Here is a 24,413-nt window from a genome sequence, read left to right as displayed (position 1 = left end):
AGCTTCACAAAATAATTAATCATCCCTTTTTCAAAATATTCCCTAAACCTCTACCAATCTGTTCTATTGCTTCGATTCCTTTTGTCAGTGGGGTTGACGTAAAATCTTCATAGGCGTCCATGGCGCTTTCTTGTCGGTTATCCTGTGGATATACCAAAATCAGGTTATTATCAATAAATGATTTTTCGAATTTTTGAGGCAGTTTCTCAAAAATTGACTGATACGAAACAGAACCTTTTCTCGATAAATTAAAAATAATCAGATCTGTTGGTTTTATTTCATCTGAAATCGCTTCAAAATCTTCCCAATCCAAAATGCTCTTAAATCCCAATTTTGCATTTAACTTTAAATTATTCACTATTTGCTGAATTGCCTGATGGGTTTTGTATTCACCGTAAATAACAATCTGAGTACTCAGTTCCTGCGATAACCTGAATATTTTCTGTATCAAAGGTTGAAATCCTATTCCTCTTTCAGAAAAAGGCGGACAAATGAAAACCAATCTTTTTTCTTCAACAAAAGGCTTTTGAAATCTGCAAATGAATAGGTTTTTATCTACATTATTAATTATTGAATCTACGTTATCTCCAAAAATTTTGTCCAGAAATCCGGTTTTTCTTGGCCAGCCAATAATCACAATATCCGACATGATTTCTTTAGAAGTTCGTGCAATTCCACTAGCCGGATTATGATCGATTCTGGCAATTGTATTAATTTTTATTTCAGAAGCTGATCCCTGTATGACAAATTTGTCAACCGCCTTTCGATATTTTAAAATATTAATCTCGGCCTGGTCATTATTAGGCACAATCGTTAACAGCGTTACCGGATTCACTGATTTTTTGTCTTTTATCAGTAGTGCAAAATCTAAAAGACTTGATGTAGCAGACGTCTTTGCCAGCGGAATCAAAATATGTTCATCTAAAATCTGGTCTCTGTTTGCATCTACAGAAGAAACTTCTTCTTCGCAAATGGCAATTTTTTTAGCTGCTTTTTCCGTAGCAAAAGAGGCGACAATACAGGTTATTAATATTAAAATAATGGTTCCGTTTAAAATATTTTCATCCAGGATGTTTGCTTTAAATCCAACTAAAATAACAGCCAAAGTTGCTGCGGCATGAGCACTGCTTAACCCAAAAATAAGCTGTCTTTCGGTTTTTGTGTATTTAAAAACGATCTGGGTAAAAAATGCTGCAATCCATTTTCCAAAAATGGCGACTACGCTTAATGTTGCGGCGACAATCAAAGCTGTAGGACCACTTAAAATAACACTAATATCAACCAGCATCCCTACAGAAATAAGGAAAAACGGAATAAATAATGAATTCCCGATAAACTCAATTCTATTCATTAATGCTGAAGAATGTGGAATCAGCGGATTTAATGCCAAGCCTGCTACGAAAGCGCCAATAATAGGCTCTACTCCTGCTACTTCAGCTAAAAATGCTGCAAAGAAAACAACTGAAAGCACAAAAATATAATGGGCATGTTTTTCACTTTCCAGTTTCTTAAAGAACCATTTGGCAATTCTTGGAATTACCAAAAACATAATGGCCGAAAATATAGCCAATGAAACCCCTAATTTTATCCAGAAAGCCTGATTTAAGTTTCCCTGACTGCTTCCCATAATCACCGCTAAAATAATCAGGACAGCAGTATCTGTGAGGATTGTTCCTCCAACGGTTATGGCTACAGCCTGGTTTTTTGCAATACCAAGTTTGCTTACAATCGGGTAAGCAACCAAAGTATGTGTTGCAAACATACTTGCTGTTAAAAAACTTGCATTAAAATCATATTGCAACAAATAATAACAGACGGGAAAACCAATTGTAAGAGGGAAAATAAAGGTAAAAAAACCGAATAATAAGCTTTTATTTCTATTAGCTTTAAATTCATTCATATCCAGTTCTAAACCGGCAATAAACATAATATAAAGTAATCCGATAGTAGAAAATAAATCGACAGCAGAATTTTTCTCCAGTATATTGAGTCCGTGAGGTCCTATGGCAACCCCGGAAAGTATCAGTCCGATAATGCCCGGAATATTTATTTTTTTCAATAAGATGGGACACAACAAAATAATAAAGAGAATCAGGGAGAAAATCAATACAGGATTGCTAAGTGGTAATTCGAATTCGTTAAATAAATGGGTGAAAAATTCTATCATAATAAATTATATTCTTCTTTTTGTGGTTTTTAAATTTTCGTAAAAAGACAGCTGTCAATTAAATGAGCGACCAATCTGAATTTTCAGTTCATTTATAATCCGAAATGCTTTGTTGATTGTTCCTGCTTTACAAAAATACCTAAAAAAACTACGCTCTTTTTACGAAAGCTGCATATTAAGGAATATATTTTATTTCATTGATAAATTATTAAAATTTAATATTTTTTTTAACAAAAACGCAACATTAACAAATGAAATCTAAAGTTCATTGCATTATTCAATTATCTTTGTCTTACTTAAAGATTGAACAATGGAAGAATGTATCTCTGTTTTTGATATGCTTAAAATTGGTGTTGGCCCTTCGAGTTCACACACACTTGGGCCGTGGCGGGCTGCAGAACGTTTTTTAGAAGAATTAAAAAATGAATCCATTTTAGAACAGGTTACCAGAGTCAAAGTAGACTTATACGGTTCCCTCTCTTTAACCGGTAAAGGTCACGCCACTGATCTAGCCGTTATGCTGGGCTTAAGCGGCCAGGATCCCGAATACATCCCAGTTGATAATATCGCCGGAATTATCAAAACCATCGAAACCAAAAATGAAATCATTTTAGGCAATCAGTTTACGATACCGTTTTACTTTCTTCAGGATATTGCTTTCAATAAAGACTTTCTTCCTTTTCATGCAAATGGATTAAAATTTACGGCTTACATGTCCGATGATTCCGAATATGAATCTATATTTTATTCTATTGGAGGAGGTTTTGTTGTGAAGGAAGAACGCATCAATGCAAAAAAAAAGGAGGTTATTAAATGTGCGTTCCCCTTTCCTGTTCAAAATGCCGTTGAGCTTTTAGATTACACCATCACTGAGAACAAAATGATTTCAGAAATTGTGTATGAAAACGAAAAATCAATGCGACCTGAAGAAGAAATCCATTCGGAACTGATGCGTATCTGGAATACGATGCTGGAATGCATGTACATTGGCTGCCATACGGGAGGAATTCTTCCAGGCGGATTAAATGTCCGCAGAAGGGCTTTTGATATGCACCAGAATTTAATTGGTCTGTCAAATTACAGCGACCCGCAAAGCTGGCTGGAAGAAATCAGAAAAACAGAGGTTAAATTTCGCCAGATTCTAAAATGGGTAAGTTGTTTTGCACTTGCCGTGAATGAAGTAAATGCCTCTTTAGGACGCGTAGTTACAGCACCAACAAACGGAAGCGCTGGTGTAATTCCGTCTGTTTTAATGTATTATCTGGTGATTGAAAACCATAATGCCGGAGAAAAAGAAATCAAACAATTTTTGATGGTAGCCGGAGAAATAGGAAGTATTTTCAAAAAGGGCTCTACAATTTCTGCTGCAATGGGTGGATGTCAGGCCGAAATTGGTGTTTCTTCATCAATGGCTGCCGCTGCACTTTGTGAATTAATGGGCGGATCCCCTGCCCAGGTTTTGATGGCTGCCGAAATTGCCATGGAACATCATCTTGGTTTAACCTGCGACCCAATTGGCGGTTTGGTTCAGATTCCGTGTATTGAAAGAAATACAATGGGAGCCATAAAAGCTATAAATGCTGCCGAACTGGCTTTAGAAACCGATTCTAAAAATGCAAAAGTACCACTGGATAAAGTAATTAATACGATGTGGCAAACAGCAAAAGATATGAATTCTAAATACAAAGAAACTTCTGAAGGCGGACTGGCGATTGCAGTAAATATGGCAGACTGTTAAATCTTAAAATCATTTTAATAGTAAAGGTTTTTATAAATGAAAACAATAAACATATATTTAATCCCAACTACATATTGGATAATTCAGTATCTGAAAAAGCCTTCATCGAAAAGTATGGAACATATATTGAAGCATCCCTAAAGTACACTCATAATTATTCTATTATTATGGAAGCCAGTCAATTTAGGATAGAATTCAAAAAAGAGAAGCTATTCAGCTTGGAAATATTCTTTTTTGCTGATCCTCAGTTTACAATTATTCAATACTTTTACATTCTCAAAAAAAAATAAAATGTCAGTAGCAAAAAAAGATTATAAAAGAATCACAACAAAATCGTTAATCGAAATGAAAAGTCACGGAGAGAAAATCTCTATGCTAACAGCTTACGATTATACGATGGCAAAAATTGTTGATACCGCAGGAGTTGATGTGATTTTAGTAGGCGACTCTGCATCCAATGTTATGGCGGGTCATGAAACTACTTTGCCTATTACTCTGGATCAAATGATTTACCACGCTTCATCGGTAGTCCGTGCTGTTGATAGAGCTTTGGTTGTTGTAGATTTACCTTTTGGAAGTTACCAGTCTGATCCTAAAGAAGCCTTGCGTTCGTCAATCAGAATTATGAAAGAAAGTGGAGGCCATGCAGTAAAGCTGGAAGGCGGAAAAGAAATTAAAGAGTCTATCAAAAAAATATTAAATGCAGGAATTCCGGTTATGGGCCACTTGGGTTTAACCCCACAATCTATCTATAAATTTGGAACTTACAGCGTTCGTGCGAAAGAAGATGAAGAAGCTGAAAAGTTAATGGAAGATGCCAAAATGCTGGAAAAAATTGGTTGTTTTGGAGTAGTTTTAGAAAAAATACCTGCTGATCTGGCTGAAAAAGTGGCCAAAAGTATTTCTATACCTGTTATTGGAATTGGTGCCGGTGGTGGCGTTGACGGGCAAGTTCTGGTTATTCATGATATGTTAGGAATGAATAATGAATTCAGCCCTCGTTTTTTACGTCGCTATTTAAATTTATATCAGGAAATGACTTCTGCAATTGGTCAGTATGTAACGGATGTGAAGTCAAGTGATTTTCCGAATTCTAATGAGCAGTACTAAAATAGTATTTTAGATTGTTGAATTTTTAGATTTTTCGAAAGATTCTTTTGAATTCAATACTATAAAATTATAAATTATTTAATGCATCGATTTAAAAAGACTTAGGATTTGGAAGTCCAGTAAACAATTTTGTTCCAAAATTTATAATATTACCTCAAATTTTCCAGAGCCTGAAAAATTTGGTTTAACGAATCAACTTCGTTGTGCTTCTGTGTCAGTTCCTTCTAAATATTCCAGAAAAGTGTTCACGAAGCAGTAATAAAGATTTTTCAAGGTTTCCTGAAATTACAATTGGTTCTATTTTCGAAATTGAAAACTCAGTTATTAATCTCTTTTGATTTAGGATATATAAATAAAAATTAGATGAATTATGTTTTAATACCATTTAGAAATATAAAACAGTTTTTTGTTTTCCTCACCCCAGCCCTCTCCAAAGGAGAGGGAGTTAAAAAAATCGGATTATTTTATATTTCTAAATGGTATAACCTGAATAGAATTGTAAAAATGACATTAAAATTTAAATCTGCTTTGATTTAAGTTCAGTCGAACAATCTAAAAATCCTATAATCTAAAATCAATTTTGAAAATAATTTCTAATAAAAACAACCTCCAAATTCTACACGAAGACAATCATATTATTGTGGTGAATAAACGTGTAGGCGATATTGTACAAGGCGATAAAACGGGAGACAAACCTTTATCTGAAGTCGTAAAAGAATATATTAAAGATAAATATAATAAACCAGGCGACGTTTTTCTGGGTGTAATTCACCGATTGGACAGACCCACAACAGGAATTGTAGTTTTTGCCAGAACAAGTAAGGCGTTAACACGAATGAACGAAATGTTCAGTAATCGTGAAACACAAAAAACCTATTGGGCCGTTGTAAAAAATAAACCTCTGGAAACAACTGCTAAGTTGGTTCATTATTTAAAAAGAAACGAAAAGAACAATACTTCTAAAGCACATATAAAAGAAGTTCCGGACAGTAAAATTGCCAGTTTGGATTATACTGTTTTCAAAGAACTTCAAAATTATGTGGCACTCGAAATAAATTTGCATACGGGCCGCCATCATCAGATTCGTGCACAATTGTCGGCTATTGGATCTCCTATAAAAGGTGACTTAAAATATGGTTCTGACAGAAGTAATCCTGACGGAGGGATCCATCTTCATGCAAGAAAGCTGGTTTTTGTTCATCCCGTTTCCAAAGAAAATATTACCATCATTGCACCAACACCTGATGAAACCATCTGGAATGCCTTATGATTTTATGACTAAATTGTAATTATTTCGATTTTTATCAAGTAACTTGCATAGTCAAAAAATCAAAAAAATGGACTATAAAAATGACATCGGATACCGTAAAGAAACGCTAAAGAAGTTATTGTATACTATTCAGGAAAGCGAGGATTTAATTGTAAAAGCTTTATACGATGATTTTAAAAAGCCTGAATTTGAAGCTGTTTTAACCGAAACTCATTATGTGATTTCGGAATTGAAAGCTACCATCAAAAATATTAATAAATGGTCTAAACGAAAACGCATTTTTCCATCCCTGCTCAACTTTCCATCCACTGATTATATTTATAAAGAACCTTACGGAAACGTTTTGGTTATTGCTCCCTGGAATTATCCTTTTCAATTGGCTTTATGCCCATTGATTTCTGCCGTAGCAGCAGGAAACAGAGTTGTCTTAAAACCTTCCGAACTTACTCCTCATACATCTGCCATCATAACCAAAATCATTGGAAAAACATTTCATATTAATCATGTTGAAGTCGTCGAAGGCGGCGTTGAAGTTTCGAATGAACTACTGGCACAACGCTGGGATTATATTTTTTTTACCGGAAGTGTTTCAGTCGGTAAAATTGTAGCTAAAGCGGCTGCGGAAAACCTAACTCCGGTAACGCTTGAATTAGGCGGAAAAAATCCGTGTATTATTGATGAAACTGCTAATTTAAAATTAGCCGCAAAAAGAATTGTCTGGGGAAAATTTATTAATGCGGGACAAACCTGTATTGCCCCGGATTATATTTTGATCCAAAAAAACATGAAAGTGCCGTTTGTCACTTTGTTTATTGAAGAAATTATAAACTCCTATGGTAAAAAACCAGAGAAATCACCTGATTTTGCCCGTATCATCAATACCAAAAACTGGCTGAGACTAGTGAATATGATTGAACCCGAAAAAGTGTTTTTTGGCGGAGAAAGTGACGCCAATAAATTGTTTATCTCACCTACTCTCATTGACGAACCCGGTTTAAATAGCCCTGTAATGAAAGAAGAAATCTTCGGCCCCATTTTGCCACTGCTTACCTACGAATCAGAATCTGATATTCATAATATAATTACCCGGTTTGAAAAACCTCTTGCTTTCTATATCTTCAGCGATGACAATTCTTTTGCCAAAAAGCTCATTAAAAACTATTCTTTCGGAGGAGGCTGTATTAATGATACCATTATTCATTTTTCGAATAAAAGATTACCTTTTGGAGGCGTTGGCCATAGTGGTATTGGTGCTTACCATGGCCAATTAAGTTTTGATATTTTTTCTCATCACAAAGCGGTGGTTAAAAAAGCGAACTGGCTTGATTTACCCTTGCGTTATGCGCCCTATCAAAATAAACTGGAAACTATTCGGAAGTTTTTAAACTGGATGTAAACCAACAAAACATTTATATACTATTAAGATTATGATACGTAATTGATAAAAAATATTATATTTACGTCTAAATAACCAACTTAAAGCCAATATTATAAAGCAATTTTACTAAAAAATGAAATCTACACTAAACCAAATTGAACAAATTAAAAAGTATGGATATACTTTGGATTTTTCGAATGTATTTAATCATGCTTTCGAAAACTATAAAAAAATTGCCCTTTATGCCGGATTAATTCTATTGATCTTATTTATTCTTTCCTTTTTCATTGGAGGTTTAGGTTTTGTGCTTTATTTTGGGGCAGAAAACTTAAATAAAGATTTTATTGAGAGTTTTTCTAACCAACAGCCTTCCACTACCAATTTAATTATATATACTGGTATTGCTACGCTAATATCTTCTGTTTTTAGTCCTTTTGCTGCCGGATTTTTAAAAATGGCCGATTGTGCAGACAAGGATGAAACTTTTAATGTTTCTACTCTCTTTACCTATTACAGGCCTAACTATTTTTCACAAATTTTTCTTGCCACCCTACTTATAGGCTTGCTTAACGGGCTAATTTCTATTGCCTTTAACTTTCTGGGAATATTATTCGTAGATACATTACTTACCATTATTATTTCCCTGTTTACGTCGTTAACAATTCCGTTAATTATTTTTGGAGATTTGCACGTATCAGATGCCATTAAATCAAGTATCCTAATTGTCAGTAAACAACCTTTTCTTATTGTATTGTTGTTTATAGTTGCCGGTATCGCCTCCATGGTTGGTTTTATAGGGTGTTGTATTGGGATAGTATTTACTATTCCGTTTACCTATTCGATGACTTATGCAATTTACAGCGCTATCATCCATACGGATAATCCAGATTCAATCGATTCTATTGGCCAATCAGATTTTGAATAAAAAGAATAAGCTAAATAAAAAAACCTGACTCAGTTTATTTGGAAAATTCAAAAAAAACTATTATTAAAACAAAACCAGGACAAATTCTATGGTAGTCTGTTATAGTTTTTTAAATTACCCGATTCACAGCCTGGCCTTTTTTGGAAATATTCTAAAATCAGTTGGTCTAAATTGTTTTGCTTTTAATTCAAATATTATATTTTACAACAATCACATTATATCTTACAACAATCCTAAAATTATTGTTTTAGGATTGTTCCTGTTTGGTTTTATAAGTTTACTGGTCTATCAGTTTTTTAAAATAAAAAGTAAAATAGGTTATTTTATTGAAAAAAATAAGGAAACTGATTTTTCAAAAAAAGAATACCATCTTTATTTTTTATTTTTTGGTATTGCTATTATTGTAATCGAAATTATCAATGAAATTTTTGATATCAGGCCTAAAAGTCTTTTGGTTATTAATTTATCTATTGGTTTTTTTATACTACTATTTTACCTCACAACGGAAAGAATCGTCTTTTTACGCAAAAATATTGATACTATTTTTATTGCTTTATTTTTAATATTCACTTTCTATATCGCCTTCAATATTATTTTTCTCCCTTTTGATATTGTACCTGTAATTGCTTTTTTAATCTCGTTTTATTTTTCTTATACTGTTTTAAAGCCCATAAAAATTTACTGGTTCTTTACTGGTTTTGTACTGCTTTTTTTAGTTACCACTATTTTTTTCCAAACGGTTCCTGTTAAAACATCTGTATTATTAATTAATTTCTGCCTTCTCATTTTTGTTATCAATCAGATCAAATATGCCGTTTCCGTGAACGAAAAGAATAATTTCAGGTTTACCAATGAAATTGTGCATAAAGGGAATTCCCTGACCATTGCCTGCAATAAAAAAGGTGAACTTATCTTTTGCAGCGAATCTATCCATGAAATTTTAGGATATATCCCTGATGAGGTACTGGGAACAGGGTTTTGGAAACTGACCGAAGACCCTGAATTTATTGGAGAAGCCTATTTTAATAATTATTCTGACAACAATTTATATATTAGGAAATTAAAATGCAAAAATGGTGAATACCGATATATCCAATGGAAAGATAAACGATTTTCTGAAGACCTGGTCATTGGTATTGGCCAGGACATAACAGAACAAATTAAGATACAGGATCAATACAAAAACCTGATTCAGACTGCTGCTGATATTATTTTTGAAATTGATAAAGAGGGGTATTTTACTTTTATTAATGATTTTGCTTTTACTGTGCTTTGTTATAGTGAAAATGAAGTTATTTCGAGACATTATTCTGATTTTATCCGACCTGATTTCATAGAAAAAACTACTGCTTTTTATGAAAATTTAGTAAAGACCGAAAATAATTACCCTACCATTGAAATTCCGATCCAGAAAAAAAACGGGGATGAATTATGGATTTCGCAAAAGGTTATCATACGCAAGAATGATTTAGGGCAAATTATAGGTTTTGCCGGTATTGCAAGAGATATTACCGAATTGAAAAATATAGAAAATGAGAAGAAAAGCCGCTTTGAAAAAATAGAATCCTATAATAACTCAACAAAAAAATTATCAACGATCAATTTTAATGACTTTGATAATTTAAAAGCATCCATCAATTTTATAATTCAGGAGGCCTCTCTGGTTTCAAACACCAATCGGCTTAGCTACTGGAAATATTCTAACGACATTATTACCTGTAAAAACCTATTTACCAGTGATAGTCATTCCTTGGGTGATAAAAACATCTTTAAAAAAGAGACATATCCTATTTATTTTGAAACCTTAAAAAACAAAACTGTCATTAATGCTGTTGATGTTTTTGATAAATTAGAAACATCGGAATTTCAAAAAGATTATTTTACAAAAAACAATATCAAATCCATGCTGGATGTGCCTGTTTTTTTAAATGGGCAGTTAGCAGGCGTTGTTTGTTTTGAAAATACATCCGCCACACGAGTATGGGACAATGAGGATATTAATTATGCCAAGACTATCTCTGATGTGATTTCGTTAGCTATATCGTCACAAATGCGACTGGAAGCTGAGCGAAGATTAGAATATAAAAGCCAGCTTCTTTCGGCACTAGCCCTTTGTACCGAGAAATTTTTACTGAGCAAAACCACCCTGAAGATGTTTGAAGAAACCTATAACCTGATAGGGAAAGCAGCAAGAGTGGACCATATGTTTTATTATGAGAAAGATTTTGAGACCAACATGATCAGCCAAAAACATAAATGGACCCGTGACGGTATCAAGCATCAGATAACCCCATTAGCCCAGTTTACTGAAGATAATTTTAAAGAGATTATTGAGAAAGCACAAAACAAGAAAATCCTAAATACGCTTACCCGTAAACTTGATGATGGTTTTTTTAAAAGATTATTAATCAACAATGAAATTTTATCTATCCTGATTATGCCCTTATACATCAACGATGTTTTTACCGGGTTTATAGGGTTTGATGATTGCATGAAGGAACGTAAATGGTCTGAGGAAGAAATCTATATTTTTCAAACCCTGGCCAATAATATTTCATCGGCCCTGGAACGAAATGGAAATTATGCCAAAATTCTGGAAAGCGAAGAGAAATTTAAACTAATTGCCAATAACATTCCTGGTACCGTTTATCTGTCTAAATTTGATGCGCTTTCTACCAAAATTTTCCTAAATGATGAGATTTTGAATCTTACGGGATACTCCAAAACTGAATTTATTGAACATAATCTGTCATTTTTATCACTTATCCATCCTGATGATAAAGATGAAGTTATCGATAATCAAATCAATAATTTACAGAACGGAAAACCGATGCATAATGTTTATCGCATTAAAAAGAAAACAGGAGAATATATCTGGGTGGAAGAATTTGGTGATGTGATCAAAAAGAAAGATGAAATTGAATTTGTAGGCGGTATTTATTTTGACATTACCAATAAAAAACTGACCGAAGATGCCATCAAAGCCAAGCAAATAGCCGAGGCAGCCAATAAATCGAAATCTGATTTCCTTGCTAATATGTCTCATGAAATCAGGACCCCGCTTAATGGCATTATTGGTTTTACCGATTTATTAATGAAGACAGATCTTGCCGTCATTCAGGAAAAATACATGACAACTATTAATCAGTCGGCACATTCGTTATTAGAAATCATCAATGATATTCTGGATTTTTCTAAAATTGAAGCCGGAAAACTGGAATTGTTTATTGATTTGTATGACATAAAAAAGCTATTGGGACAGGTATTTGACCTCATCCTGTATGAATCGAATATCAAAAATCTTACCCTCGAACTCCACGTAGCGGCTAATGTTCCCCAATATATACAGACCGACATTGTACGCCTGAAACAAATTCTGATTAATTTATTATCTAATGCTGTTAAGTTTACCCATAAAGGCACTATCAAGCTCAATGTATCTGTGCTTGAAAGGAAAGACAATGAGTGTTTAATACGTTTTTCCGTAGCAGATACGGGTATTGGCATTCTGGAACAAAATAAGGATAAAATCTTTAAAGCCTTTTCGCAAGAAGACAGTTCTACTACCCGCAAATTTGGCGGTACAGGATTAGGTCTGACCATCTCTAACCAGTTACTTGCACTAATGGACAGCCGTCTGCAACTTGAAAGTACTATTGACCAGGGAAGTACATTTTATTTTGACCTGAAACTCAAAACCAGCGAACAAAGCCAAAACGAAAACAACATTCCTGATTATCATACAACTGAACAATCTTCGGAATCTGCCGCATTGATAGCCAAAAGCCATACTATTTTAATAGTCGAAGATAACAAAGTCAATATGCTGCTTTTAAAAACCGTGATAAAAAACCTGTTTTATAATGCTGCTATTTATGAATGTGAAAATGGACACGATGCCCTGCTTCAATTTGAAACCATCACTCCCGACCTTGTTTTTATGGACATTCAAATGCCTGTAATGAACGGTTATGAGACTACCAAAATATTGCGAAATACCCTTAAGGGCGAAAAAATACCCATTATAGCTGTTACGGCCGGTGCCGAAAAAGAAGAGCGCAACAAATGCCTGCTTGCCGGAATGAACGATTATATCTCTAAACCCATCATGAAAGGGGCTGTTGAGGACATCCTGCTCAAATGGCTGAAATAATTAAAAAGGAATTTGGCCCTATTCGCATTTTATTCCGGAAAAAAATATAAATTCGTAACAGACAAATCATAAACAAGCTTAAAATACTATACTATGAAGTGGTTAGGCAGAAGACAAAGCGAAAATGTTGAGGACAGACGTTCTCTTTCAGGCGGAAAAGTAGCCATGGGCGGTGGTATTATTGGCATCATTATTTTACTGGTGAATGTTTTTGGAGGCGAAAATGCCCAGCTTATCACCCCTGTTCTGGAGCAGCTGCAGGGCGGCCAGACAACACAAACTGAAAATGCCGTTCCACTGAGTGCCGAAGATGAAGAAATGGGCAATTTTGTACGGGTTGTACTGGCTGATAATGAAGATATCTGGGGGGAAATTTTTGCTGACAACGGTATGACTTACAAAGCCCCAAAGCTGGTTCTTTTTAAAGGTTCTGTTCAAACTGATTGCGGTGGTGCTACCTCAGCCTCGGGTCCTTTTTATTGTCCCGGTGACCAAAAAGTATATATGGACCTTGCTTTTTTTGAAGAGTTAAAATCTAAATTTGGCGCCAAGGGTGGTGATTTTGCCATTGCCTATGTTATTGCGCATGAAATTGGACACCATATCCAGACGCTTCTGGGCACCTCAGCGCAAATGCGCCGTGACCAGAAAGGCAAAAGCGAAGCCGAAGCCAACAAACTATCTGTTGCCCTAGAGCTGCAGGCTGATTTTTATGCCGGTGTGTGGACACATTATAACAAGGAAAACCTTGATACCGGGGATATAGAAGAAGCCTTAAGTGCAGCGAATGCTGTTGGTGATGATGCCATACAGAGTAAAATGCAGGGGCATGTTGTACCGGATTCATTTACCCATGGTACTTCTGCACAAAGAATGTACTGGTTTAAGAAAGGTTTTAGTACCGGAGATATTAAACAAGGCACTACTTTTAAAGACTTATAAACCTTATTCAACCCAACTATAATAACCAGCAAGCATGACTTTTTAAAGGTCATGCTTTTTTTATTTTCAAAAAAATATTTAAATAATACATTATGTAAATTATTCATAAAAAACCATTTTACAAATTGCAAAATGGTTTTTAAAATTTTTAAGATTGTACTTATTATACCTGAAAATTGTAAACTAATTTTCTATAAATAATCGGTAGGGAAACACATTTGATGATTTATTTTTTAAGTTTTTCATAAAACTTTCACATAAATAATCCCATTCGCTGTAACTTATTGCCATTTTTTGTAATGGAAGAGGGAGACTAATGCTTCTTTCTATTGTTTTTCAATAAAACTCAATTTATATGCATGTGAATTAGATAACAATTACGGATTTTGTTATAAGATTAGCAATTTTCTAATATTTACTTTTGGGACTTATCAATTGATTTAAAGAACATTAAAATGAAAAATACTAAAATTTATAACAGCGTTAGCCATCAGACTGGCTCATTTCATAGCCAGATTTGCTCAGCAAATGATAACGATTTAATATACCGAAAAGCTTACAAGGGTGACTGGGGAGACTGGGATGATCAGCCTGAGATTGCGGACTCAAATGAAAATCATTTGGAGATGAACGAAAGTGAAGATTCAACAGTTGCAGACCGCTCCGAAAGCGATGTCACTTATGAAAATAGCTACCTATAATGTAAATGGAGTTAACGGCCGTTTACCTGTATTACTTCGCTGGCTAAAAGAAGCTACGCCTGATATTGTCTGCCTGCAGGAACTGAAAGCACCGCAGGATAAGTTTCCTGAAAAAGCTATAAATGATGCCGGTTATCATGCTATATGGCATGGGCAAAAACAATGGAACGGTGTTGCTATTTTAGCCTGCAACCTGGAAATTGAAGAAATTACCCGTACCCTTCCGGGTAATAAAGAGGACATTCAAAGTCGTTATATTGAAGCCCTGGTTAATGGCGTTGTCATCGCCTGCCTTTATCTGCCTAACGGTAATCCCGCTCCTGGGCCTAAATTTGACTATAAACTACAATGGTTTGAAAGGCTTTCTGAACGTGCTGTTGCTCTACTTCACTTACAAACACCCGTTGTCCTGATAGGCGATTTTAATGTTATGCCTACAGAACTTGATGTCTATAAACCCGAAAAATGGGTTAATGATGCCCTTTTCAGACCAGAAATCAGAAAGGCATTTAAAGATCTTGTTTCACAAGGGTGGACAGATGCGATACGTACCCTATATCATGATAAAAAAATTTATACCTTTTGGGATTATTTCAGAAAGGCCTACGAAAGAGATGCCGGTTTGAGAATTGACCATTTTTTACTGAGCCCTGAGCTTTCTAAAAAGTTAGTTTCTGGAGGTGTTGACCGCCACGTTCGGGGATGGGAAAAGACCAGCGACCATGCTCCGGTATGGGTTGAAATTAACTACACCGCTCCTATGGACTAAAAATCCATAGATTTGATTGGCAGACTGAAAATCTGCAAGGTCACAACACTTATTTATTAGAAGCTAAAGTATAATGCATTAAAGTGCTTTGTTTTAGACTATATCTAAAACCAATAAAAACATCATAAATAATAGGTAAGCCTAAACACTTTAGACTGCTTGTGGCATTACAAAATAATGCTATAACCAATGAATATTTACTAATTGTTATTCTTATTCTTAATTTCCATCACCTCTCTTTTTACTTGCAGGAGTAATTCCTTCAGGCTTTCTATTTCATTTAATTCCTGCTTTTTATCTGTACGTCCTATATTGCATTGGTACTCCCAAATTTCAATAATATCAGAGAGCCTGACTTCATAATTGGGATAGAAACTATTGTCTGATTCCAAGACCAGGGCATTTTTTTTATTTTTATTCAGTCTCTTGTATACCATTCCTTCATTTTTAGTAATCAGGATATAAGTCTTTCCATCCTGAACATCTCCCAGTCTTTCTACATAACGCCCGATAATAATACTTCCATCTTCATGGGGTGGCATAGAATCACCTTCGACAGGAAATCCCCTGTGTTTGCCTGAACCCAAAAAAGGGAGTGAAATTTGCTGAAGACTTTCAATATATTCCGGATCTGAATAGCCGTTTAAATAACCCGCTTTTACCTTTTGTGTAACTACCTCAATAAAATTCTCGCCTTCCCTATCTACCTGAATCGGTAAAATAAGCCTGTTGTTTTCCAGTTTCAATAGATCCTGCATGTTTATTTTCCGGACATCTACCGAAAGCAATAAATCAATACTAATATGGAAATAATAGGCGATCCTCTTTAGTATATCATAAGGAGCTTCGGAAGTTCCATCTTCATATTTCACGTATCTTCCTCTGGTAATTTGTAAACTCTCAGCAAGTTTCTCCTGAGAAATTTTATTCTTTACCCTTAGTGCCCTGATATTATCTGAAAATAATGACATACTTTATTTGTTACAATTTATAACAACAAATATACTGAAAATTGTTATTACATGTGCTAATTTTGATTACTCCAAAAAAACAAAGAAAATGACACTATTTAACGACACGGAATTATTTGCATCCGGATTGGGAGGCAAAAAAACATTTGACCTGCCGGATACCGAACTGCTTTTGATTGATCGTTTCTTCAGTAAGGAAGAATCCGATTATTATTATGAAACTTTGCTACATCAGACAAAATGGAGGGAATATGAAATGGAAATATTTGACAAGACGGTTACTGTACCAAGGATGATTGCCTGGTATGAAGATAAAGATGACATTGGAGACCCTCAAAATTGTCCTGAATGGCCCGCTGAACTTCTTATTATAAGAAATAAAGTTGAAAATGAAACCAATCTTAATTTTAATGCCGTATTATTAAATTTATACCGAAATGGGAAAGACGGAGTAGGCTGGCATAGTGACAAAGAGTACAATACAGGTAAAAACCCGATTATTGCCTCGGTAACTTTTGGGGAAACAAGAATGTTTCGACTGCGCCATAAATTTCGAAAAGAGATTCCACAAGTAGAGATTCCTTTGCATCATGGCTCATTTTTACTAATGGCAGGTACAACCAATAGTTTCTGGCAACACCAGGTTCCAAAAACTGCCCGGGATGTGCTGCCCAGAATTAATCTGACATTTAGGAGGGTAAGTTAAAAAGTAATATAATTTGATTTGGAATTATTCTTCCTATTGAGTTCTTAAATTTCAGGTATTCCTTAGTATTTAGTTTACTCCATTTTTCAACAACTTAAAACCCTTAAATTAATCAAACACTATGCATGTATTATCCTAACATTAATTTTTCTATTTCTGAAGATGAAATTTCAGGATTAGCGCCATCTGACTGAGCTACTAAAGCGCCCATAGCACATGCAAAATCAAGAGCAGTTTGTGGTGTTTTAGCTGTTAGCAGTAATGTTATTAAAGAAGCTAAAAATGAGTCTCCTGCCCCTACTGTATCTGCCACAACAACCGGATAACCTGCATTTTTGTATAATTGCCCTTTCCATAATAATAAAGCACCATTTTTTCCTTTAGTGACACATATTGAAACTGTATTGGTTTTTTCTGCGATGAACTGCATATTTTCTTCCAAACTTGTGAAAGGAGACTCCAAAGCTGCTGCTATTTCTGTTAATTCGTCGTCATTGAATTTTATAAAATCGGCAGAAAGCATTAACTGATCCAGAATTTGATATGAATAGTGGGGTTTTCTTAAATTAACATCAAATACCTTATATGCCCTGACCTGCAACAACTCCAATAGTGCCTGTCTAGACACCTCGTCCCTGCTAATCAAACTTCCATATATCAAAACATCCGCAGCCGCTACTAATTCCCTTGAAACATTATTCAATACAATTTTATCCCAGGCCGATGGATATGTTATCTCATAACTTGCGGAACCATGTTCATCTAAAGTAACATTTACCAAACCTGTAGGGAAATCTTCCGATTTAATTATAGTATCTGTATCAAGTCCTAAACGTTCCACCTGATTTATAATTGCCTCGCCATCTTGGTCATTTCCAACACAGCTTATCACTGCCACTTCACATCCCAACGTTTTCATGCGTAAAGCGACATTTAATGGTGCACCACCAATCTTTTTTTTATTGGCAAAAACATCCCAAAGGACTTCTCCAAATGCTACGGCCTTAAGTTTTTTTTCGTTTGTCATCCTAAATTATTTATTATTAACTTTTCGATCTTTTTTTCTAATTTTATTTTCGCGAAAACATTTATAGCGTTTTTCACCTTAAAAAAAGGGTCTTAATAACAAATTTAAGGGATAAATAGAACTATTATACCTTAAAGCCAAAATAATCAGGGATTATTTGAGCGTCTTGTAAGTATAAATTAAAAAAGGCTTAACTCTATCAAAGCTAAGCCTTTTGTAGATATTAATTAATTTAACTAAAATGTCTTTGAAACCTTATCAATTGCATTAATAGTAGAATCTAAGTCTTCATATGTTAAGGCATCCGTTATAAACCAAGTTTCATAGGCTGATGGCGCAATATAAATACCTTCCTGCAACAATCCGTGGAAGAATTTCTTAAACGTTTCATTATCTCCTTTTGCAGCTGTTTGAAAATCAACAACGGGATTTGCATCAAAATGAACAGAAATCATTGACCCTACTCTATTAATTGTAAAAACAACATTATTTGCTTTTAAAACCCTGTCGATTCCTGCTTCTAAATATGCCGTTTTTTCCTCTAAACGAGTAAAAATAGTACGGTCATTATCTAACGATTGCAGCATTGCAAGTCCGGCCGCCATTGCCAGCGGGTTACCTGATAAGGTTCCTGCCTGATACACAGGTCCAAGTGGCGCTAAATAATTCATAATTTCTTCACGCGCAGCAAAAGCCCCAACTGGTAATCCACCACCAATCACTTTTCCAAAAGTCACAATATCTGCATTGATATTGTACAATTCCTGAACACCGCCACGTGCCAAACGGAAACCGGTCATGACCTCATCAAAAATTAGTAAAATTCCGTTTGCAGTACATAAATCACGTAATCCTTGCAAGAACCCTTTTTGAGGCGGGATACATCCCATATTTCCGGCAACCGGCTCAATGATTATTGCTGCAATTTCGTTTTTATTTGCTTCGATTAAAGTCTTTACATTATCCAAATCATTGTATTTTGCCAATAAAGTATCTTTTGCAGTTCCCTCTGTAACTCCCGGGCTGTTTGGTGACCCAAAAGTTACGGCCCCACTTCCTGCCTGAATTAAAAATGAATCTGAGTGTCCGTGGTAACAACCTGCAAATTTGATGATTTTATCTCTTTTTGTAAAGCCACGTGCCAGACGAATCGCACTCATACAAGCTTCCGTCCCTGAATTCACGAATCTGATTTTATCAATATTCGGAACCATAGCAACGGCTAAAGCAGCGATTTGAGTTTCTAGTTCTGTTGGCATTCCAAATGAAGTTCCCAATTTTGCTTTTTCGATTACAGCATCAACAACTGGCTGATATGCATGACCCAAAACCATTGGTCCCCATGAATTGATATAATCTATTAATTTATTTCCGTCTTCATCATATAAATAAGCCCCTTTGGCACTTTTTACAAAAACAGGAGTTCCACCCACCGCCTTAAAGGCTCTAACCGGCGAATTTACTCCTCCGGGAATTACTTTTTCTGCTTCAGCAAAAAGCTGACTACTTCTTTTATAAATCATTTTTTTATAGATTATTAGATCTTTAGACTTCTTATATTTTTAGATTTTTTAGATCACAAACTAAGACCTCTATCTTTTATATATTCATTAAAATATTTTTGTTCGACTTGTTTTTCTTTTTAAAGTTCCTCAATTTTTAAGTCTGACATTCCTTGAGGAGAGTAAAACTCCCATTTCCAAATTAGGCGATGTTTTTACAAAAAAATGATTTTCTGCAAACTCATCATGACTAAACTCCGCAAAAAAGTCTCATAGTTAGAACTGCTGCAAAAGTAAAAATTCCAATTAAGATTTTCTTTTTCATCGATAATTAACAATTAATAACTAACAATTAATAATTATTTCACTTTTAATCTCTGTCCTATCGAAAGTGTATTATCTGAAAGATTATTTTTTCGTTTTAAGTCATCAATCAGAATATTGAATTTTTTTGAAATCGAATATAAGGTGTCTCCTTTTTGAACTTCATATAAAGAAGGATCATTAAAATTGGAATTGGAAGATGAGCTACTGGCTACAATTGATTTATCAGATGGTTTGTAATTTTTACCTGTAACCTCACAATCATATTGATGCAAATTATAACGTTCAATATAACTTATTAATTTATCCGGATACTTAGGATCGGTTGCATAACCTGCAGCTCTTAATCCTTTTGCCCAGGCTTTGTAATCGTCTTTTTCGTAAGTGAATAAAGTAGCATATCTGTTTTTACCCACTAAAAATAAGGCATGGTCCCGATACGATTCTGAGGCTTCCTTATATTTTCTGAAACATTCCTGAGCTGAATCATCATCGTGGCGTACACTTTCACCTAGCCAGTCTTTATGACATTTTATTCCGAAATGATTATTGGCCTCCAGAGCTAAATCTCCTCGACCAGCACCTGATTCCAAAATTCCCTGTGCCAAAATAATACTGGCAGGTATGCCGTATTTCTTCATATTCCCCATCGCAATATCTTTGTACTGCAAAACATAATCGCCAATTAAATTACTGGTTACAACCGTTTTTGAAGTTGACTCAATAACTTCTGTCGTATTATTTGTAGATGGATAATTTTTAGATGTTGCCTTGGTGTATGCTGGCTTTTTTGTTGATACCGTTTTTGGTTTCTGTACAGCAGCTGCTTTTTTGGTGGTTGCAATAGCCGGTTTGCCGGATGAACAGCTTGCCAAAGTCGCTATTATGAAGAGTACTATAATTTTTTTAAACATTCCTTTTGAGTATTGGTAATTTTTTCTGCTGTAATTTTAAATTCATACCTTCAATTCCCTGCAATCCGCCAGTGTGAATAAGTAAAATTTTTGAATGCTCAGGAAAATAATTTTTACGGATTAAATCTATAACGCCAAAAACCATTTTTCCCGTGTAAATTGGATCTAAGGGTACTTTGTTTTCTTCAAAAAAAGTATTAATAAATTCAATTAATTCTAAATTTATCTTTCCATAACCTCCAAAATGATAGTCAGAAATTAAATTCCAGTTATCTTTTTGGGCAAAAATACGAATTTCATCGGTTAAAAAGTCACCTTTTAATGCCGGAAATCCTAAAATTTTCTGATTTGGCAAAGCACTATTGATTAATCCTGATATGGTTCCGCCCGTTCCAACCGCACAACAAACGTAATTAAAAACAGCATCTTCTTTAGTCAAAATCTCCTCGCAGCCTTTTACAGCCAATTCATTTGTTCCGCCTTCCGGGACTAAATAAAAATCTCCAAACTTTTGTTTTAGCTTTTCTAAAAAAGAAAAATCATTTTTAATCCGATATTCTTCTCTTGACACAAATTCGAATTTCATTCCGTTTTCCTGAGCAAACCTTAAGGTTGGATTTTCTTCTGTTTTATCCAAAAGTTCTTCGCCACGAATAATTCCGATAGTTTTAAAACCTTGTTCATTTCCCGCAAAAGCAACCGCTGCAATATGATTGGAAAAAGCACCTCCAAAAGTCAGTAAGGTAGTTTGGTTTTCGGCTTTTGCCTGAATTAAATTGTATTTTAGTTTTCTAAATTTATTTCCTGAAACAAATGGATGAATTAAGTCTTCACGCTTTATTGTCAAAGAGATATTGTTCGAAAAAGGGATATATAGTTCTTGATTCAAAATCTATTTATTTAATTTGATATAATTCAGAAACTGATAAAAAGGTCGCTTTTTTAAGTAATTAAAATCTGTTTCTTTGGCGTACGCTTCTCTCTCAAAACTGATATTTCTATAGGCTATAGCTGTATTTTTATATTGAATTAAACGAATTACATATTCTGAAAAATACCAAATAAAAAAAGGAAAAATCAGCATTTCTATTTGTTGCCGTAAATGTATTTTTTCGTGATTGACAAAAGTCTTATTCACTTTATCAAAATCATATTTCATTAAAACAAATGGAAAAACTGCCATTCCACGATACCCTTTCGGAATTAAATATTTAGCAACAATTAGAAACATTAGCTGTAAAATTTATAAATTTGTAACGGTAAAATTGTTTGATTTCATTAAAATCTCAATCTGGTAATTGATTTTTATTTTAGAAACAAAGAACATTTCCTAAAATTGGATTATGAAAGAGCAAAGTAATGAAAATAAATTAATCGAAGGCGAAGATTTTTATTATACGCCTGAAGGCTATAAATGCTTTACCGAAAAACATCACCTCAAACGCGGTTATTGCTGCAAAAGTGGCTGCCGGCATTGTCCTTATGGATTTGATAAACGAACAGGGGAAATTAAGAAGAAAATTAATTAGATGATGAGTCAATTTGAGAACTCAAATCTAAAATCAACAATTTAAAATCTAAAATTATACATGGATATTCTCTTGCGAAAATTTAGGATTAAAATCCACAAATCTTATCACAGGTCGGATATTCGTTATCCATAGTTTAATTAAAAATGTGTCAATTAGAGAATTTGATAATTCTTTCAAAACGAATTTAATATAAAACTAACTTTCTGTTAAATAGATGTTTGATTATCTCCATTAGAAAAATCTCCTATCTAAAAATCTAAAAAAAAATGACTTTTCAAGAAGAAATACAACAAGGAATTCCATTAATATTACCTCAAAAAAAAGAATACGATTTAGCGATTAACCATGCGCCAAAGCGAAAAGATATCCTTTCGGCAGAAGAGAAAAAACTGGCTTTAAAAAATGCGCTGCGTTATTTTGAACCTCAACATCACGCAGAATTAATTCAGGAATTTACTGAAGAATTAGAAAAATATGGTCGTATTTATATGTATCGTTTACGGCCAGATTACAGGATGTACGCGCGACCAATTGAAGAATATCCAGGGAAATCAGTGCAGGCAAAGGCTATTATGCATATGATTCAGAACAATCTGGATTATGCTGTGGCCCAACATCCGCATGAATTGATTACGTATGGCGGAAACGGAGCTGTTTTCCAAAATTGGGCACAATATTTATTGACGATGCAATATTTGTCTGAAATGACAAATGAGCAAACCCTGACTATGTATTCAGGACATCCGATGGGATTATTTCCTTCACATCCTGAAGCACCAAGAGTTGTGGTTACAAACGGAATGGTGATTCCGAATTACTCAAAACCGGACGATTGGGAAAAAATGAATGCTTTAGGTGTTTCGCAATACGGTCAAATGACAGCCGGTAGTTATATGTACATTGGTCCGCAGGGAATTGTACACGGAACTACGATTACGGTTTTGAACGGCTTCAGAAAAATAAAACAAAATCCGGAAGGCAGCTTATTTGTAACTTCTGGTCTTGGTGGCATGTCCGGCGCACAGCCTAAAGCGGGAAATATTGCGGGCTGTATCACGGTTTGTGCCGAAGTGAATCCGAAAATTACTAAAATTCGTCACGAGCAGGGTTGGATTAATGAAATTGTAACTTCGACAGAAGAATTGGTAAAAAGAGTGGCTTCGGCGAAAGCCAATAAAGAAACGGTTTCTATTGCTTATCTAGGAAATGTGGTTGATGTTTGGGAATGTTTTGATAAAGAAAACATTAAAATTGATTTGGGTTCAGACCAGACTTCACTCCATAATCCGTGGGCTGGAGGTTATTATCCAGTCGGAATTTCATTTGAAGAAGCAAACGAAATGATGGCTGACAATCCGGAACTATTCAAAGAGAAAGTTCAGGAAACGTTACGTCGTCATGCCATAGCAATTAACAAGCACACCGCAAAAGGAACATACTTTTTTGATTACGGAAATGCCTTTTTATTAGAAGCTTCCCGTGCCGGAGCAGATGTAATGGCCGAGAATAATATTGATTTTAAATATCCTAGTTATGTTCAGGATATTATGGGGCCTATGTGTTTTGATTACGGTTTTGGTCCTTTTAGATGGGTTTGTACTTCTGGAAAACCAGAAGATTTACAAAAAACAGATGCCATTGCGAGTCAGGTTTTGGAAGAAATGGCTAAAACTGCTCCAAATGAAATTCAGCAGCAAATGCAGGATAACATCAAATGGATTAAAGGGGCCCAGGAAAATAAATTAGTTGTGGGTTCGCAAGCCCGAATTCTATATGCCGATGCTGAAGGCCGAATTAAAATCGCGGAAGCATTTAATCAGGCAATTGCCAATGGCGAAATTGGAACTGTTGTTTTAGGACGCGATCATCATGACGTTTCAGGAACAGATTCACCTTACAGAGAAACTTCAAATATATACGACGGATCACGTTTCACAGCCGATATGGCTATTCAAAACGTGATTGGAGACAGTTTTAGAGGCGCAACATGGGTATCGATTCATAATGGCGGAGGAGTTGGATGGGGAGAGGTGATTAACGGGGGCTTTGGTATGGTTCTTGATGGTTCTAAAGAAGCTTCAAAACGTTTAACATCAATGCTTTTCTGGGATGTAAACAACGGAATTTCAAGAAGAAGCTGGGCCCGAAATGACGAAGCAATTTTTGCCATAAAAAGAGCAATGAAAGTTCAGCCCTTATTAAAAGTAACTTTACCTAACTTAGTCGATGAAAGTTTATTTTAGCATAATTTATATTTAACTCTAAATAAGAACATTAAATTTAA

20 protein-coding genes are annotated in these 24,413 nt (G+C 34.7%); 13 read left to right on the top strand and 7 right to left on the bottom strand.

The genetic code is table 11. From position 1 onward, the window contains the following. Positions 1 to 19: 19 nt before the first annotated feature. A complete protein-coding gene (locus J2W48_RS21845; RefSeq protein ID WP_310284178.1) occupies positions 20 to 2,167 on the bottom strand; it encodes a cation:proton antiporter in 2,148 nt (715 codons plus the stop codon). A gap of 310 nt (positions 2,168 to 2,477) precedes the next feature. Here J2W48_RS21845 and J2W48_RS21840 point away from each other — a divergent pair, with 310 nt between their 5' ends. From J2W48_RS21840 to xth, 10 genes are all read left to right on the top strand, one after another. Continuing rightward, positions 2,478 to 3,905 (top strand): L-serine ammonia-lyase, encoded by a 1,428-nt coding sequence (locus tag J2W48_RS21840; protein WP_310284176.1) that lies wholly within the window; start codon positions 2,478 to 2,480, stop codon positions 3,903 to 3,905. 291 nt (positions 3,906 to 4,196) lie between these two features. Continuing rightward, positions 4,197 to 5,015, top strand: a complete 819-nt coding sequence (gene panB, locus J2W48_RS21835; protein WP_310284174.1) for a 3-methyl-2-oxobutanoate hydroxymethyltransferase — start codon at positions 4,197 to 4,199, stop codon at positions 5,013 to 5,015. An 85-nt stretch (positions 5,016 to 5,100) separates the two neighbouring features. Beyond that, positions 5,101 to 5,274: a four helix bundle protein gene (locus tag J2W48_RS21830; protein WP_310284201.1), complete on the top strand. Its 174-nt coding sequence runs from the start codon at positions 5,101 to 5,103 to the stop codon at positions 5,272 to 5,274. Positions 5,275 to 5,595: 321 nt separating this feature from the next. Then, on the top strand, positions 5,596 to 6,285 hold the full coding sequence (locus J2W48_RS21825; protein WP_310284172.1) for an RluA family pseudouridine synthase: 690 nt from the start codon (positions 5,596 to 5,598) through the stop codon (positions 6,283 to 6,285). A 67-nt stretch (positions 6,286 to 6,352) separates the two neighbouring features. Next, positions 6,353 to 7,681, top strand: coding sequence for an aldehyde dehydrogenase (locus J2W48_RS21820; protein ID WP_310284171.1), 1,329 nt, complete (start codon positions 6,353 to 6,355; stop codon positions 7,679 to 7,681). 115 nt (positions 7,682 to 7,796) lie between these two features. After that, positions 7,797 to 8,588 (top strand): hypothetical protein, encoded by a 792-nt coding sequence (locus J2W48_RS21815; protein ID WP_310284169.1) that lies wholly within the window; start codon positions 7,797 to 7,799, stop codon positions 8,586 to 8,588. An 88-nt stretch (positions 8,589 to 8,676) separates the two neighbouring features. Next, a complete protein-coding gene (locus J2W48_RS21810; protein ID WP_310284167.1) occupies positions 8,677 to 12,741 on the top strand; it encodes a PAS domain S-box protein in 4,065 nt (1,354 codons plus the stop codon). Positions 12,742 to 12,834: 93 nt separating this feature from the next. Beyond that, entirely contained in the window at positions 12,835 to 13,683 is an 849-nt protein-coding gene (gene ypfJ, locus J2W48_RS21805) for a KPN_02809 family neutral zinc metallopeptidase (protein WP_310284165.1), read from the top strand. A gap of 455 nt (positions 13,684 to 14,138) precedes the next feature. Beyond that, positions 14,139 to 14,384 (top strand): hypothetical protein, encoded by a 246-nt coding sequence (locus J2W48_RS21800; RefSeq protein WP_310284163.1) that lies wholly within the window; start codon positions 14,139 to 14,141, stop codon positions 14,382 to 14,384. Next, positions 14,365 to 15,153: an exodeoxyribonuclease III gene (gene xth / locus J2W48_RS21795; protein WP_310284161.1), complete on the top strand. Its 789-nt coding sequence runs from the start codon at positions 14,365 to 14,367 to the stop codon at positions 15,151 to 15,153. Before J2W48_RS21800 ends, xth begins: the two co-directional genes overlap by 20 nt. A gap of 200 nt (positions 15,154 to 15,353) precedes the next feature. Here the strand turns inward: xth and J2W48_RS21790 are convergent, their stop codons facing one another. Beyond that, positions 15,354 to 16,124: an XRE family transcriptional regulator gene (locus J2W48_RS21790; protein ID WP_310284160.1), complete on the bottom strand. Its 771-nt coding sequence runs from the start codon at positions 16,122 to 16,124 to the stop codon at positions 15,354 to 15,356. A gap of 88 nt (positions 16,125 to 16,212) precedes the next feature. On the opposite strand from J2W48_RS21790, the gene J2W48_RS21785 reads away from it, so the two are divergent. After that, positions 16,213 to 16,830 (top strand): alpha-ketoglutarate-dependent dioxygenase AlkB family protein, encoded by a 618-nt coding sequence (locus tag J2W48_RS21785; RefSeq protein WP_310284159.1) that lies wholly within the window; start codon positions 16,213 to 16,215, stop codon positions 16,828 to 16,830. Positions 16,831 to 16,960: 130 nt separating this feature from the next. On the opposite strand, the gene J2W48_RS21780 is transcribed toward J2W48_RS21785, so the two are convergent. From J2W48_RS21780 to J2W48_RS21760, 5 genes are all read right to left on the bottom strand, one after another. Then, complete coding sequence (locus tag J2W48_RS21780) at positions 16,961 to 17,857, bottom strand: carbohydrate kinase family protein (RefSeq protein ID WP_310284157.1); 897 nt, start codon at positions 17,855 to 17,857, stop codon at positions 16,961 to 16,963. Positions 17,858 to 18,093: 236 nt separating this feature from the next. Beyond that, a complete protein-coding gene (gene hemL, locus J2W48_RS21775) occupies positions 18,094 to 19,380 on the bottom strand; it encodes a glutamate-1-semialdehyde 2,1-aminomutase (RefSeq protein ID WP_310284155.1) in 1,287 nt (428 codons plus the stop codon). 338 nt (positions 19,381 to 19,718) lie between these two features. Next, entirely contained in the window at positions 19,719 to 20,597 is an 879-nt protein-coding gene (locus tag J2W48_RS21770; RefSeq protein ID WP_310284153.1) for a glucosaminidase domain-containing protein, read from the bottom strand. Further along, the gene (locus tag J2W48_RS21765) at positions 20,590 to 21,486 is read right to left on the bottom strand and encodes a 1-aminocyclopropane-1-carboxylate deaminase/D-cysteine desulfhydrase (protein ID WP_310284152.1); all 897 of its coding nucleotides are present in this window, start codon (positions 21,484 to 21,486) and stop codon (positions 20,590 to 20,592) included. Before J2W48_RS21765 ends, J2W48_RS21770 begins: the two co-directional genes overlap by 8 nt. 3 nt (positions 21,487 to 21,489) lie before the next feature. After that, a complete protein-coding gene (locus J2W48_RS21760) occupies positions 21,490 to 21,828 on the bottom strand; it encodes a hypothetical protein (protein ID WP_310284151.1) in 339 nt (112 codons plus the stop codon). A 112-nt stretch (positions 21,829 to 21,940) separates the two neighbouring features. Here J2W48_RS21760 and J2W48_RS21755 point away from each other — a divergent pair, with 112 nt between their 5' ends. Together J2W48_RS21755 and J2W48_RS21750 are read left to right on the top strand one after the other, a co-directional pair. Then, positions 21,941 to 22,126, top strand: a complete 186-nt coding sequence (locus J2W48_RS21755; RefSeq protein WP_310284150.1) for a C1orf53 family protein — start codon at positions 21,941 to 21,943, stop codon at positions 22,124 to 22,126. 269 nt (positions 22,127 to 22,395) lie between these two features. Further along, positions 22,396 to 24,372: a urocanate hydratase gene (locus J2W48_RS21750; RefSeq protein ID WP_310284148.1), complete on the top strand. Its 1,977-nt coding sequence runs from the start codon at positions 22,396 to 22,398 to the stop codon at positions 24,370 to 24,372. Positions 24,373 to 24,413: the final 41 nt, after the last annotated feature.

It is taken from the genome of Flavobacterium piscis (assembly GCF_031457575.1).
In the GTDB taxonomy this organism is placed as follows: Bacteria; Bacteroidota; Bacteroidia; order Flavobacteriales; family Flavobacteriaceae; genus Flavobacterium; species Flavobacterium piscis_A.
The sequence above is the reverse complement of the archived record's forward strand: the minus strand, read 5'-3'. Positions and strand labels throughout refer to the sequence as shown.

Bases quoted from the DNA above. Each gene is read 5' to 3' on its own strand.
- J2W48_RS21845 (WP_310284178.1), bottom strand. From the start codon at position 2,167: ATGATAGAATTTTTCACCCATTTATTTAACGAATTCGAATTACCACTT.
- J2W48_RS21840 (WP_310284176.1), top strand. From the start codon at position 2,478: ATGGAAGAATGTATCTCTGTTTTTGATATGCTTAAAATTGGTGTTGGC.
- panB (WP_310284174.1), top strand. From the start codon at position 4,197: ATGTCAGTAGCAAAAAAAGATTATAAAAGAATCACAACAAAATCGTTA.
- J2W48_RS21820 (WP_310284171.1), top strand. From the start codon at position 6,353: ATGGACTATAAAAATGACATCGGATACCGTAAAGAAACGCTAAAGAAG.
- J2W48_RS21815 (WP_310284169.1), top strand. From the start codon at position 7,797: ATGAAATCTACACTAAACCAAATTGAACAAATTAAAAAGTATGGATAT.
- J2W48_RS21810 (WP_310284167.1), top strand. From the start codon at position 8,677: ATGGTAGTCTGTTATAGTTTTTTAAATTACCCGATTCACAGCCTGGCC.
- ypfJ (WP_310284165.1), top strand. From the start codon at position 12,835: ATGAAGTGGTTAGGCAGAAGACAAAGCGAAAATGTTGAGGACAGACGT.
- J2W48_RS21800 (WP_310284163.1), top strand. From the start codon at position 14,139: ATGAAAAATACTAAAATTTATAACAGCGTTAGCCATCAGACTGGCTCA.
- xth (WP_310284161.1), top strand. From the start codon at position 14,365: ATGAAAATAGCTACCTATAATGTAAATGGAGTTAACGGCCGTTTACCT.
- J2W48_RS21790 (WP_310284160.1), bottom strand. From the start codon at position 16,124: ATGTCATTATTTTCAGATAATATCAGGGCACTAAGGGTAAAGAATAAA.
- J2W48_RS21785 (WP_310284159.1), top strand. From the start codon at position 16,213: ATGACACTATTTAACGACACGGAATTATTTGCATCCGGATTGGGAGGC.
- J2W48_RS21780 (WP_310284157.1), bottom strand. From the start codon at position 17,857: ATGACAAACGAAAAAAAACTTAAGGCCGTAGCATTTGGAGAAGTCCTT.
- hemL (WP_310284155.1), bottom strand. From the start codon at position 19,380: ATGATTTATAAAAGAAGTAGTCAGCTTTTTGCTGAAGCAGAAAAAGTA.
- J2W48_RS21770 (WP_310284153.1), bottom strand. From the start codon at position 20,597: ATGTTTAAAAAAATTATAGTACTCTTCATAATAGCGACTTTGGCAAGC.
- J2W48_RS21760 (WP_310284151.1), bottom strand. From the start codon at position 21,828: ATGTTTCTAATTGTTGCTAAATATTTAATTCCGAAAGGGTATCGTGGA.
- J2W48_RS21755 (WP_310284150.1), top strand. From the start codon at position 21,941: ATGAAAGAGCAAAGTAATGAAAATAAATTAATCGAAGGCGAAGATTTT.
- J2W48_RS21750 (WP_310284148.1), top strand. From the start codon at position 22,396: ATGACTTTTCAAGAAGAAATACAACAAGGAATTCCATTAATATTACCT.